A 13,352-nucleotide genomic window follows, 5' to 3' on the forward strand; every position below is an offset into this window, starting at 1 on the left:
TCGCAGGACCCGCTCGAAACCGCAGCGAAACCCCGCTTTTCCCGCCGCCCCGAGCGGCGCCCGCCGTACCCCACGGCACCCCGCCGCGCCCCCTGTGGCGTCCGCATGGTGGAACGGAGTATCCGGTTCCCGACAAGCGTTCCATCATGTAACCTGCACGAAATTTCGCACCAGCAGAGGGCCAGCGTCGTCCCTCGGCACCTGCCACACGCCACTGACGACGACGGGAGAGCCGATGCGTACGACGCGCCAGCCGTCCCCGCATTCCGTGACCGACCGCGCCTGGTCCTTCATGGATGCCCGCCCTGCCGCGCAGGGCATGTACGACCCCCGCGACGAGCACGACGCCTGCGGCGTCGGCTTCGTGGCCACCCTCACCGGTGAGGCGAGCCACGCGCTGGTCGAGCAGGCGCTGACCGTACTGCGCAATCTCGAACACCGCGGCGCGACCGGTTCCGAGCCCGACTCCGGCGACGGCGCCGGCATCCTCTCCCAGGTGCCCGACGCGTTCTTCCGCGAGGTGGCCGGATTCGACCTGCCCGCCGCCGGTTCCTACGCCGTCGGCATCGCCTTCCTGCCCGAGGCCGGCACCGACGAGGTCGTCTCACGGATCGAGACGATCGCCGCCGAGGAGGGCCTCGACGTCCTCGGCTGGCGCGAGGTCCCGGTCGCCCCCGAACTGCTCGGCGCGACCGCCCGCTCGACCATGCCGGCCTTCCGCCAGCTCTTCGTCGGCGACGGCACGAGCGAGGGCATCGCTCTCGACCGCAAGGCGTTCGTGGTGCGCAAGCGCGCCGAGCGGGAGGCCGGGGTCTACTTCCCGTCCCTGTCCGCCCGGACGATCGTGTACAAGGGCATGCTGACCACCGGCCAGCTCGAACCGTTCTTCCCGGACCTGTCCGACCGCCGGTTCGCCTCCGCGATCGCGCTGGTGCACTCCCGCTTCTCCACGAACACCTTCCCGTCGTGGCCGCTGGCGCACCCGTACCGCTTCGTCGCCCACAACGGCGAGATCAACACCGTCAAGGGCAACCGCAACTGGATGCGCGCCCGCGAGTCCCAGCTCGCCTCGGACCTGTTCGGCACCGAGAACAACCTCGCGCGCACCTTCCCGGTCTGTACGCCGGACGCCTCCGACTCGGCGTCCTTCGACGAAGTCCTGGAACTGCTCCACCTCGGCGGGCGCTCGCTGCCCCACGCGGTGCTGATGATGATCCCGGAGGCGTGGGAGAACCACGCCACCATGAACGTGAAGGACGCCGACCGCCGGGCCTTCTACCAGTTCCACTCCACGATGATGGAGCCCTGGGACGGCCCCGCCTGCGTCACCTTCACCGACGGCACCCAGGTCGGCGCCGTGCTCGACCGCAACGGCCTGCGTCCCGGCCGCTACTGGGTCACCGACGACGGCCTGGTCGTCCTCGGTTCCGAGGTCGGCGTCCTCGACATCGACCCCGCCAAGGTCGTCCGCAAGGGCCGCCTGCAGCCCGGCCGCATGTTCCTCGTGGACACCGCCGAGCACCGCATCATCGAGGACGACGAGATCAAGGCGTCCCTCGCCACCGACCAGCCCTACGCCGAGTGGCTGGAGGCCGGCGAGATCGAGCTGGGCGACCTGCCCGAGCGCGAGCACATCGTGCACACCCACGCCTCCGTCACCCGCCGCCAGCAGACCTTCGGCTACACCGAGGAGGAGCTGCGGGTCATCCTCGCCCCGATGGCCAAGGCGGGCGCCGAGCCCATCGGCTCCATGGGCACCGACAGTCCCATCGCGGCCCTCTCCGAGCGCCCCCGGCTGCTGTTCGACTACTTCACCCAGCTCTTCGCCCAGGTCACCAACCCGCCGCTGGACGCCATCCGCGAGGAACTGGTCACCTCCCTGCGCTCCTCGCTGGGCCCCCAGGGCAACCTGCTCGACCCCACCGCGGCCTCCTGCCGTTCCGTCGTGCTGCCCTTCCCGGTGATCGACAACGACGAGCTGGCCAAGCTCATCCACATCAACGCCGACGGGGACATGCCCGGCTTCAAGGCCGCCACCCTCTCCGGCCTGTACCGGGTCTCCGGCGGGGGCGACTCGCTCGCCGCGCGCATCGAGGAGATCTGCGCCGAGGCGGACGCCGCCATCGACAACGGCGCCCGGCTGATCGTGCTCTCCGACCGGCACTCCGACGCCGAGCACGCCCCGATCCCGTCGCTGCTGCTCACCGCGGCCGTCCACCACCACCTCATCCGCACCAAGCAGCGCACCCACGTGGGCCTGCTGGTCGAGGCCGGTGACGTCCGCGAGGTCCACCACGTCGCCCTGCTGATCGGCTACGGCGCCGCCGCGGTCAACCCCTACCTGGCGATGGAGTCCGTCGAGGACCTGGTCCGCGCGGGCACCTTCCTGCCCGGCATGGAGCCGGAAGCGGCCATCCGCAACCTGATCTACGCCCTCGGCAAGGGCGTGCTGAAGGTGATGTCCAAGATGGGCATCTCCACCGTCGCCTCCTACCGGGGCGCGCAGGTCTTCGAGGCCGTCGGCCTGGACGACGCCTTCGTGGAGAAGTACTTCGACGGCACCACCACCAAGATCGGCGGCGTCGGCATCGACGTCATCGCCAAGGAGGTCGCCGCACGGCACGCCAAGGCGTACCCGGCCAGCGGCATCGCGCCCGCGCACCGCACGCTCGACATCGGCGGCGAGTACCAGTGGCGCCGCGAGGGCGAACCGCACCTCTTCGACCCGGAGACGGTCTTCCGCCTCCAGCACTCCACCCGCTCCGGCCGCTTCGACATCTTCAAGAAGTACACCGACCGGGTGAACGAGCAGTCCGAGCGCCTGATGACGCTGCGCGGCCTGTTCGGCTTCGACTCCGGCCGCGCGCCCATCCCGGTGGACGAGGTCGAGCCGGTCTCCGAGATCGTCAAGCGCTTCTCCACCGGCGCCATGTCGTACGGCTCCATCTCCCAGGAGGCGCACGAGACGCTCGCCATCGCCATGAACCAGCTGGGCGGCAAGTCCAACACCGGTGAGGGCGGCGAGGACCCGGAGCGGCTGTACGACCCGGCCCGGCGCAGCGCCATCAAGCAGGTCGCCTCCGGCCGCTTCGGCGTCACCTCCGAGTACCTGGTCAACGCCGACGACATCCAGATCAAGATGGCCCAGGGCGCCAAGCCCGGCGAGGGCGGCCAGCTCCCCGGCCACAAGGTGTACCCGTGGGTGGCCAAGACCCGGCACTCCACGCCTGGCGTCGGCCTGATCTCGCCGCCGCCGCACCACGACATCTACTCCATCGAGGACCTCGCCCAGCTCATCCACGACCTGAAGAACGCCAATCCCTCGGCCCGCATCCACGTGAAGCTGGTCTCCGAGGTCGGCGTCGGCACGGTCGCGGCCGGTGTGTCCAAGGCGCACGCCGACGTGGTGCTGGTCTCCGGCCACGACGGCGGCACCGGCGCCTCCCCGCTCACCTCGCTCAAGCACGCCGGCGGGCCCTGGGAGCTGGGTCTCGCCGAGACCCAGCAGACCCTGCTGCTCAACGGGCTGCGGGACCGGATCGTCGTCCAGACCGACGGCCAGCTCAAGACCGGCCGGGACGTGGTCATCGCCGCGCTGCTCGGCGCCGAGGAGTTCGGCTTCGCCACCGCGCCCCTGGTGGTCTCCGGCTGCGTGATGATGCGCGTCTGCCACCTGGACACCTGCCCGGTCGGCATCGCCACCCAGAACCCCGTGCTGCGCGAGCGCTTCGAGGGCAAGGCCGAGTACATCGTCAACTTCTTCCGGTTCATCGCCGAAGAGGTCCGCGAGCTCCTGGCCGAGCTGGGCTTCCGCTCCATCGAGGAGGCCGTCGGCCACGCCGAGGTGCTCGACGTGGAGCGCGCGGTCGACCACTGGAAGGCCCAGGGCCTGGACCTGGAGCCGCTGTTCCACGTGCCCGAGCTGGCCGAGGGCGCGGTCCGCCACCAGGTGGTCCCCCAGGACCACGGGCTGGAGAAGGCGCTCGACAACGAGCTGATCAGGCTCGCCGCCGACGCGCTGGCCGCCACCGACGCCACCGAGGCACACCCGGTGCGCGCGCAGGTCGCCATCCGCAACATCAACCGCACGGTCGGCACCATGCTCGGCCACGAGGTGACGCGGAAGTTCGGCGGCGCGGGCCTGCCCGACGACACCATCGACATCACCTTCACCGGCTCGGCCGGCCAGTCCTTCGGCGCCTTCCTGCCGCGCGGAGTCACCCTCCGCCTGGAGGGCGACGCCAACGACTACGTGGGCAAGGGCCTCTCCGGCGGCCGGATCGTGGTCCGCCCCGACCGGGCGGCCGACCACCTCGCCGAGTACTCCACCATCGCGGGCAACACCATCGGCTACGGCGCCACCGGCGGCGAGCTGTTCCTGCGCGGCCGTAGCGGCGAGCGGTTCTGTGTCCGCAACTCCGGGGCCCTGGTGGTCTCCGAGGGCGTCGGCGACCACGGCTGCGAGTACATGACCGGCGGTCACGCGGTCGTCCTCGGGCCGACCGGCCGCAACTTCGCGGCGGGCATGTCCGGCGGCATCGCGTACGTCATCGACCTCGACCCGGACAACGTCAACGCGGGCAACGCGAACGCGGTCGAGCCGCTGGACGACGCCGACCGGACCTGGCTGCACGACGTGGTGCGCCGCCATGCCGAGGAGACCGGTTCCACGGTCGCGGAGAAGCTCCTCGCGGACTGGGACCGGTCCGTGGAGCGCTTCAGCAGGATCATCCCCAGCACGTACAAGGCAGTGCTCGCCGCCAAGGACGCCGCCGAGCGAGCCGGTCTCTCCGAGACCGAGATCACCGAGAAGATGATGGAGGCGGCGACCAATGGCTGATCCCAAGGGCTTTCTGAACCACGGCCGCGAGGTCGCCCGGACCCGTCCTGTCGACGAGCGCGTCAAGGACTGGAACGAGGTCTACGTCCCCGGCGCCCTGCTGCCGATCATCGGCAAGCAGGCCAGCCGGTGCATGGACTGCGGCATCCCGTTCTGCCACAACGGCTGTCCGCTCGGGAACCTGATCCCGGAGTGGAACGACTACGCCTACCGGCAGGACTGGGCGGCCGCCTCCGAGCGGCTGCACGCGACCAACAACTTCCCCGAGTTCACCGGGCGGCTCTGCCCCGCGCCCTGTGAGTCGGCCTGTGTGCTGGGCATCAACCAGCAGCCGGTCACCATCAAGAACGTCGAGGTCTCGATCATCGACCAGGCGTGGGAGACCGGGGACGTGGCCCCGCGCATCCCCGAGCGGCTGTCCGGCAAGACGGTCGCGGTCATCGGCTCGGGACCGGCCGGGCTCGCCGCGGCCCAGCAGCTCACCCGCGCCGGCCACACGGTCGCCGTGTACGAGCGCGCCGACCGCGTCGGGGGCCTGCTGCGGTACGGCATCCCCGAGTTCAAGATGGAGAAGCGGCACATCAACCGCCGTATCGAGCAGATGCGCGCGGAGGGCACCCGGTTCCGCACCGGTGTGGAGATCGGCCGCGACCTCAAGGCCGGCGACCTGAAGAAGCGGTACGACGCGGTCGTCATCGCCGCCGGTTCCACCACGGCCCGCGATCTCCCCGTCCCCGGTCGGGAGCTGACCGGCATCTACCAGGCGATGGAGTACCTGCCGCTGTCCAACAAGGTCCAGGAGGGCGACTACGTGTCCCCGCCGATCACGGCCGAGGGCAAGCACGTCGTGGTCATCGGCGGCGGCGACACCGGCGCCGACTGCGTGGGCACCGCCCACCGCCAGGGCGCGGCCTCCGTCACCCAGCTGGAGATCATGCCCCGCCCGAACGACGCGCGGCACCCGCTGAACCAGCCCTGGCCGACCTTCCCCATGCTGTACAAGGTCACCAGCGCCCACGAGGAGGGCGGCGAGCGGGTCTACGCCGTCTCCACCACCCACTTCGAGGGCGACGAGGACGGCAACGTCCAGGCGCTGCACCTGACCGAGGTCGAGTTCATCGACGGCAAGCTGACCCCCAAGCCGGGCAGCGAGCGGAAGATCCCGGCCCAGCTGGTCACCCTGGCCATGGGCTTCACCGGTACCGACCGGGAGAACGGCCTGGTCGAGCAGTTCGGCCTGGAGCTGGACGAGCGGGGCAACATCGCCCGCGACGCCGACTTCCAGACCAACGTGCCCGGTGTCTTCGTCGCCGGTGACGCGGGCCGGGGCCAGTCCCTCATCGTGTGGGCCATCGCCGAGGGCCGCTCCGCCGCCCGCGGGGTGGACCGCCACCTCACCGGGGCCAGCGAACTGCCCGCCCCGATCCGCCCCACCGACCGCGCCCTGGCGGTCTGACCCCCTCACACCCGGTGTGCCGTACAACGGCGTACGGAACATCAGACGGCGCCTGCCCGACAGTCCCCGACCGGACGCCCGGGCAGGCGCCGCCGCCTTGTCAGTAGGTGCCGCTGGTGAGCGAGGCCGCCTTCACCGCCGCCAGCACCAGCAGCAGGACCAGCAGGCCCGCGCACGCGGCCCACTGGATCAGCGTGCGGCGGTCGCCGCGCGGGGCGTAGGCGAAGGCCAGGGTGACCACGGCGCCCGCGAGCAGGCCGCCGAGGTGGCCCTGCCAGGAGGTCGCGAAGGCCGAGACCACCAGCCAGATCAGCAGACCGGTCATGTACTGGTTGACCGACCGCATGTCGTAGCCGAGTCGCCGTCCCATCACCCAGTACGCGGCGCCCAGGCCGAACACCGCGCCCGAGGCGCCCACCGTCGGCACGTCCGGCGCGATCAGCAGCACCAGGACCGAGCCGCCGAGCGCCGAGAGCAGATACAGCGCGAGGTAGCGGGCCCGGCCGAGCTGGGTCTCCACCACCCGGCCGACGTTCACCAGCGCCACCATGTTCAGCACGATGTGCACCACGCCGATCCCGTCGTCCGGCGGCATGTGCAGGAACGCGCCGGTCAGCAGCCGCTCCCACTGGCCACCCACCACCCCCTCCGGGGTCAGCACGGAGTCGTACGGGTACTGCCACAGGTAGTGGCCGCCGTCCGGGCCCACCAGGCCCGCGCCCAGCATCCCGAACCGGTCCACGATCGAGGGCCGGGCCAGCTCCGCGAGGTAGGCGAGCACGTTCAGCGCCACCAGCACCCAGGTGACGAGCGGAAACGTGCTGATCCGGCCGCCGAACGCGGTCCGCGCCTGCCGCACCGAGCGGGCGCCCTCCCGGACGCACTCCACGCACTGATGGCCGACCGACGCCTCGCGCATGCAGTCCGGGCAGATGTAGCGGTCACAGCGGGTGCAGCGGACGTGCGACTCCACCTTGGGATGACGGAAGCACGTGGTCACGGCGGACTCGGCGGTCACGGCCGGCTCCTTAGAGGAAAGGGGTGTCGAAGGTGAGCCGGTGGGGACGGCGGCGAACAAAATATCGGATCATCGCAGGATCGCCGCGCCCCCGGCTGTGATCAACCGATTTCCCGACGCCGCGTCACCACCCCGCGCGCTCCGCACCCGTGCGGATGAACCCACCGGCGCGGCACGTTCCCGCAGGTCGGAGGGCGTGCTGATGTTGGCCCGGAGCGCCGCGCCAACCGTAGTCACCCAGCCCGCACCTGACGGGCTGCTGCGCCGTGCGCGGCTCCGGAAGGAGCCGGCCTTGACCGAGCAGATCGAGCAGGCGGAGCGCGGCGTCGGGGAGTTCACCCTCACCGGCCCGCTGACCACCGCGCCGCCGGCCGGGTACACCGCCCCCGAGCCCGACGAGAAGTGGACGCTCCGGGGCGGCTTCGCCCACGTCTACTACGGCGAGCGCAACCAGGGCCTCGTCCACCCGGTGATCATGGCCGACGGCTTCAACCTCGGCAAGAGCGACCTCGCCTGGCTCTACGCGGGCCTCGACGGCGACTTCCCCCTCCTGACCGAACTGCGCCGCCGGGGCCGCGACGTCATCCTGGTCGGCTTCGACGAGCGCAGCGCCTCGGTGCTCGACAACGCCCGGACGGTCACCGAGGCCGTGACGCGGACCGGCGCCGAACAGCTCGGCTCCGCCCGCCTGATGGCGGGCGGCTTCAGCATGGGCGGTCTTGTCACGCGCTACGCGCTCGCCAAGATGGAGCACGAGGGCATGGACCACCGTGTCGGCGTGTACTTCTCCTACGACACCCCGCACCGCGGCGCCTACATCCCCATCGGCCTCCAGGCGTTCGCGCACTTCATCCCGGTGCCCAACGACTTCGCCCGGCAGATGAACAGCCCGGCCGCCCGCCAGATGCTCTGGCGGCACTACGACGCGATGACCGGCCAGAACGGCATCGCCCCCGAGCGCCGCGAGTTCCTCCAGCGCCTGGCCGACGTCGGCGGCTGGCCGCGCGTCCCGCGCGTCCTGGCCCTCGCCAACGGCCGCGGCGACGGCACCGGCCTCGCCGTCCCGCCCGGCGAGACGGTGCTGAAGTCGGAGCGGGTCTACCCCGGCACCGTCTTCTACGCCCAGGCGCAGGGCCGCGAGGTCACCGTCGCCGAACTGAAGCGCCGCTTCCCCGCGTCCGAGAAGACGATCACCACCGGCGACCTCCCCGAGACGGACGGTGCCCCCGGCGGCACCCTGCGCTCCTACGGCATCCTCGCCGACGCCCTGAGGAAGGCCGGCGCCCAGGTCGATCTGCGGCACGAGGACGTCTGCTTCGTGCCCACGGTCAGCGCGGTCGCCCTCCGCGACCTGGACCAGCAGAAGGACCTCTACGTGAAGGTGGAGGACGTCGACCCGGACGAGAGCGAGGCCGACGACTTCATCTGGTCCTCCACGACCACCGCGCACACGGCGGTCACCGAGGAACTCGGCGCCTGGCTGCTCGACCGCCTCCCCGACTGAACCGAACCAGGCACCGCTAGGTGTCGCACTCCAGCACCGTCCGGCACAGCCCGCAGCGGGCCTTGACCCGGCCCTTCACCGGCACCCGGATGCGCTGGTGGCACACCGGGCACGGGAAGGCCACCTTCAGCCCCGCCCCGTCCGGGGTGAACTCGTAGGGGGAATCCGGACGGGGCCGGCCGGTGTCCTGCCGGGCGGTGTCACGCCGGTCGTGGGCGTAACGCCGCCGGGCGGCCCAGCCCGCCCCGCTCAGCGGCGCCCGCCGCTCGTCCGCCCGCGCCCGGTCCCGGCCCGCGACGTACGCCGTGTACGCCTGCGGACTGGTGAACCACACCGCCGGGTCCTCCCCGAACACCGCCGCCCGCTTCGCCAGGACGTATCCGAACTCCTCCGGGGTGAGATAGCCGAGCTTCTGCGACGCCTCGCCGTGCTCCCGGTAGGCGTCCAGCAGCAGCCAGCCCGCGCCGAGGTACGTGGTCACCGTGTCGGTGAGGATCTCGTTCTCCGCGGTGGTGGGGAACGCGAGGCCCAGCCGGTGCAGATACACATGGGCCACCTCGTGGGCGAGAGCCGCGCCGATGTCCCGCCGGTGGGTGCGGAAACGGTCGTTCAGCTCCACGAAGTACTCCGGGCCCGCCGCGAGTTCCACATCGGCGGCGTGCGTCATCTCCCGGAAGCAGACGACCAGCCGCGCGTCCGGCAGCCGGAAGTGCCGCACCAGCTCCCGCGCCACCCGCTGCGCGCCCAGATGCAGGTCGTCCTCGTCGCCGAAGGCCACGTCGGCCGGGGCCACGCTCGCCGCGAAGGTCCGCAGGCCGTCCTCCGACAGCCGCCGGTACAGCGCCGTGACCGCCGACCGCACCGTCCCGAGGTGCGGGAAGCCGTGTTCCACCGGTCCGCCTGCCACCACGCCCGCACCCCCGAAGGTCGCCCGGAACACCTCTCCCACTGTAGAACCGCCCACCGCCACCGCGACCGCCCCGCGCCCCTGAGGCCCTGGCGCCGCGACGCCCGCCCTCGGGGCGGACGACGGGAGTCCGACGGCAGGGCCTAGGGTTGACGCCCATGACCATCAGCAACACCGGCACCGGTGACGTCGACCCCGAGGCCCGCGAGGAACTGGAGCGGCTGCGGGCCAGCATCGACAACATCGACGCGGCCGTCGTCCACATGCTGGCCGAACGCTTCAAGGCCACCCAGCAGGTCGGCCGCCTCAAGGCCCGCCACCACCTGCCGCCCGCCGACCCCGGCCGGGAGGCCCGCCAGATCGAGCGGCTGCGCAGCCTCGCCGAGGACGCCCGCCTCGACCCCGCCTTCGCCGAGAAGTTCCTGAACTTCATCGTCGCCGAGGTGATCCGGCACCACGAGCGCATCGCCGAGGACTCCGCCCACATCCGACCCTGACCCGCGTACGCCCGGCGTGGGGCGGACATAAGCCGCGTACCGAACCGCCCCTGTCGGCAGCCGGGGACGATCGGGCAGCATGGCCCCCATGTCCGTACTGACGCGCGACGAAGCGCAAGCCCGAGCAGAGTTCCTCGACGTCCACCACTACACCGTCGATCTCGACCTCACCACCGGTGACGAGACCTTCGGCTCCCGTACCGCGGTCCGGTTCACCGCGCGCACGGACGGGGACACCTTCGTCGAGCTGAAGCCCGCCGAGCTGCGCGCCGTCGCCCTCGACGGACAGCCCCTGGACACAGCCACCCTCGACGGCAACCGGCTGCCGCTGAAGAACCTCACCGCGGGCGAGCACGAACTCACCGTCGACGCGGTCATGCGCTACTCCCGCACCGGCGAGGGCATGCACCGCTTCACCGACCCCACCGACGGCGAGACCTACGTCTACACCCAGCTCTTCCTCGACGACGTCCAGCGCGTCTTCGCCGCCTTCGACCAGCCCGACCTCAAGTCCGTCTTCGACGTGAGCGTCACCGCCCCCGAGGGCTGGCAGGTACTCGCCAACGGCATCACCGAGGACCTCGGCGGGGGCCGCTGGCGCGCCGCCACCACCCCGCTCATCTCCACCTACCTCGTCGCCGTCGCCGCAGGCCCCTGGCACTCCGTACGCACCGAGCACCGCGGCCTGCCCTTCGGCATCCACTGCCGACGCTCGCTCGCCCCCCACCTCGACGCCGACGCCGACGAAATCCTGGACACCACCCGCGCCCTCTACGACCGGTACCACGAGAAGTTCGAGGAGCCCTACCCCTTCGACTCCTACGACCAGGCGTTCGTCCCCGAGTTCAACGCCGGCGCCATGGAGAACCCCGGACTCGTCACCTTCCGCGACGAGTTCGTCTTCCGCTCCGCCGTCACCGACACCGAGCGGCAGACCCGCGCCATGGTCATCGCGCACGAGATGGCCCACATGTGGTTCGGCGACCTCGTCACCCTCAGGTGGTGGGACGACATCTGGCTGAACGAGTCCTTCGCCGAGTACATGGGCTACCAGACCACCCTGGAGGCCACCCGCTTCACCCAGCCCTGGGTCGAGTTCGGCGTCACCCGCAAGTCCTGGGGCTACGACGCCGACCAGCGCCCCTCCACCCACCCCGTCGCCCCCGAATCCGTCGACGACACCGCCGCCGCGCTGCTCAACTTCGACGGCATCTCCTACGCCAAGGGCGCCTCCGCCCTGCGCCAACTGGTCGCCTGGCTCGGCGAGAAGGACTTCCTGGCCGGCATCAACGTCCACTTCGAGCGCCACCGGTTCGGCAACGCCACCCTCGCCGACTTCATCGACTCCCTCGCCTCCGCCACCGAGCGCGACGTACCCGCCTGGGCCGACGCCTGGCTGCGCACCACCGGCGTCGACAAGCTCACCCCCCGCCTCACCACCACCGACGGCAAGCGCGTCCTGACCGTCGAGCAGGAGGGCAGCCGCCCGCACCGCGTCACCGCCGGCCTCTACGACCACGACCTCACCGAGGAGGGCCGCCTGACCCTGCGCGAACGCGTCGGCCTCGACGTTCCGCAGACCGCGCCCCAGCCGCTCGGCAAGCGGCCCGCGCTGCTCATCCTCAACGACGGCGATCTCACCTACGCCAAGGTCCGCTTCGACCCCGAGTCCTTCGCGACCCTGCGCACCAGCCTCTCCGGCCTGCCCGACCCGCTCACCCGCGCCGTCGTCTGGAACGCCCTGCGCGACGCGGTCCGCGACGGCGAACTCCCGCCCACCGCCTACCTGGAGACCGCCCGCGCCCACCTGCCGCTGGAGACCGACCTCGCCCTCGTCGAGGGCGTCCTGGCCTTCGCCGGCCCCCACGTCGCCGACCGCTACCTCACCCCCGAGGAGCGGCCCGCGGCCCTCGCCACCCTCCGCTCCCTCTGCCGCGACCTGCTGCGCCGCACCGAGGACGGCGACAACCCGGGCCTGCGCCTGGTCGCCGTACGGCACTTCATCGACGTCGCCGCGCAGCCCGACACCATCGCCGCCTGGCTCGCCGACGGCACCGTGCCCGGCGGGCCCGAACTCGACCCCGAGCTGCGCTGGCGCATCCTCGGACGGCTCGCCGTGCTCGGCGCCACCGACGAGGCCGCCATCGCCGCCGAACTGGAGCGCGACCCCTCCGCCAACGGCCAGGAGGGCGCCGCCCGCTGCCGTGCCGCGCTGCCCGACCCGGAGGCCAAGCGGCGGGCCTGGGAGTCGATGTTCGCCACCGACGACCTCTCCAACTACCTGTTCAAGGCCACCGCCCAGGGCTTCTGGCAGCCCGAACAGGCCGACCTCGTCCGGGAGTACGTACCCCGCTACTACGACGAGGCGGTCGCGGTGTCCGCCCGGCGCGGGCCCGCCATCGCCACCGCCGCCGGCGCCTGGGCCTTCCCGCACCACGCCGTCGACACCGAGAACCTGGCGCTGGGGGAGGCGTGCCTGCGCGACGCCGACCCGGTGCCCGCGCTGCGGCGCAGGCTCGCCGACGAACTCGACGACCTGGCAAGGGCGTTGCGGGTGCGCGGGGAGTAGCTTCGCCACGCCGGGCGGCGTGGCTCAGGACCCCCGCAGCCACTCCGCCCGGCGCAGCGCGCCCTCCGGCGCCTCCAGGGCGAAGCCGAGCCGCTCCAGGAAGCGCTCACCCGCCTTCCACCCGGCCGGCACCGTCGCCGTGACACGGGACGCGCCCCGCCCCAGCAGCGTTTCCGCCACCACCCGCCCCAGACCCCGGCCCCGCGCCCACGGCGCCAGCAGGAACAGCCCCACCGCCACCGCGCCCGGCTCGGGCCAGTCCCGTACCGCGTCCACCAGGCCCGCGACCTCGCCCCCCCGCTCCACCAGGAGCAGCACCTTGTCAGCGGGGTCCGCGCCCTCGGGCAGCGCGTAGTACAGGCTCTGCACGTCGCCCGGCGCCGACGGCAGACCCGTCGCCGCCGTGAACCAGTCCTCGCACTCCTCGAACAGCCGCAGCAGCGCCGCCTCGTCGGCCGGCCCCGGCTCTCGCAGCAGCACCCGCTCACCGGGCAGCTCCACCGTCCACATCTCGCTCATCCCGGCGACGGTAGTGCCGCCCGGACGCCGCTCCAACGCGTT

Annotated in this window: 8 protein-coding genes; 5 read left to right on the forward strand and 3 right to left on the reverse strand. The window is 71.9% G+C overall.

Features of this window, described 5'->3' with window-relative positions; all coding sequences use genetic code 11:
* The first annotated feature begins 235 nt into the window (after positions 1-235).
* Both gltB and E5082_RS07685 read left to right on the forward strand, forming a co-directional pair.
* A complete protein-coding gene (gene gltB / locus E5082_RS07680; RefSeq protein WP_190045170.1) occupies positions 236-4,840 on the forward strand; it encodes a glutamate synthase large subunit in 4,605 nt (1,534 codons plus the stop codon).
* The gene (locus E5082_RS07685; RefSeq protein ID WP_135790507.1) at positions 4,833-6,296 is read left to right on the forward strand and encodes a glutamate synthase subunit beta; all 1,464 of its coding nucleotides are present in this window, start codon (positions 4,833-4,835) and stop codon (positions 6,294-6,296) included. The genes gltB and E5082_RS07685 overlap by 8 nt, the downstream gene beginning before the upstream one ends.
* A 100-nt stretch (positions 6,297-6,396) precedes the next feature.
* On the opposite strand, the gene E5082_RS07690 is transcribed toward E5082_RS07685, so the two are convergent.
* The gene (locus tag E5082_RS07690) at positions 6,397-7,314 is read right to left on the reverse strand and encodes a rhomboid family intramembrane serine protease (protein ID WP_135790508.1); all 918 of its coding nucleotides are present in this window, start codon (positions 7,312-7,314) and stop codon (positions 6,397-6,399) included.
* Between the two features lie 292 nt (positions 7,315-7,606).
* Here E5082_RS07690 and E5082_RS07695 point away from each other — a divergent pair, with 292 nt between their 5' ends.
* Positions 7,607-8,818, forward strand: a complete 1,212-nt coding sequence (locus tag E5082_RS07695; RefSeq protein WP_190045169.1) for an esterase/lipase family protein — start codon at positions 7,607-7,609, stop codon at positions 8,816-8,818.
* Between the two features lie 16 nt (positions 8,819-8,834).
* Here E5082_RS07695 and E5082_RS07700 read toward each other — a convergent pair whose 3' ends face one another.
* Entirely contained in the window at positions 8,835-9,728 is an 894-nt protein-coding gene (locus tag E5082_RS07700) for a hypothetical protein (protein WP_135790721.1), read from the reverse strand.
* Between the two features lie 155 nt (positions 9,729-9,883).
* Here E5082_RS07700 and E5082_RS07705 point away from each other — a divergent pair, with 155 nt between their 5' ends.
* Together E5082_RS07705 and pepN are read left to right on the forward strand one after the other, a co-directional pair.
* Positions 9,884-10,222, forward strand: coding sequence for a chorismate mutase (locus tag E5082_RS07705; protein WP_130334497.1), 339 nt, complete (start codon positions 9,884-9,886; stop codon positions 10,220-10,222).
* Between the two features lie 88 nt (positions 10,223-10,310).
* Positions 10,311-12,791 carry an aminopeptidase N gene (gene pepN, locus E5082_RS07710; RefSeq protein ID WP_135790509.1) on the forward strand — a complete coding sequence of 827 codons (2,481 nt, stop codon included), beginning with the start codon at positions 10,311-10,313 and terminating at the stop codon, positions 12,789-12,791.
* A gap of 24 nt (positions 12,792-12,815) precedes the next feature.
* Here pepN and E5082_RS07715 read toward each other — a convergent pair whose 3' ends face one another.
* On the reverse strand, positions 12,816-13,310 hold the full coding sequence (locus E5082_RS07715) for a GNAT family N-acetyltransferase (protein WP_135790510.1): 495 nt from the start codon (positions 13,308-13,310) through the stop codon (positions 12,816-12,818).
* Positions 13,311-13,352: the final 42 nt, after the last annotated feature.

Origin of the sequence: Streptomyces griseoluteus (assembly GCF_004784465.1) — a bacterium.
GTDB classification, from domain to species: Bacteria; Actinomycetota; Actinomycetes; order Streptomycetales; family Streptomycetaceae; genus Streptomyces; species Streptomyces griseoluteus.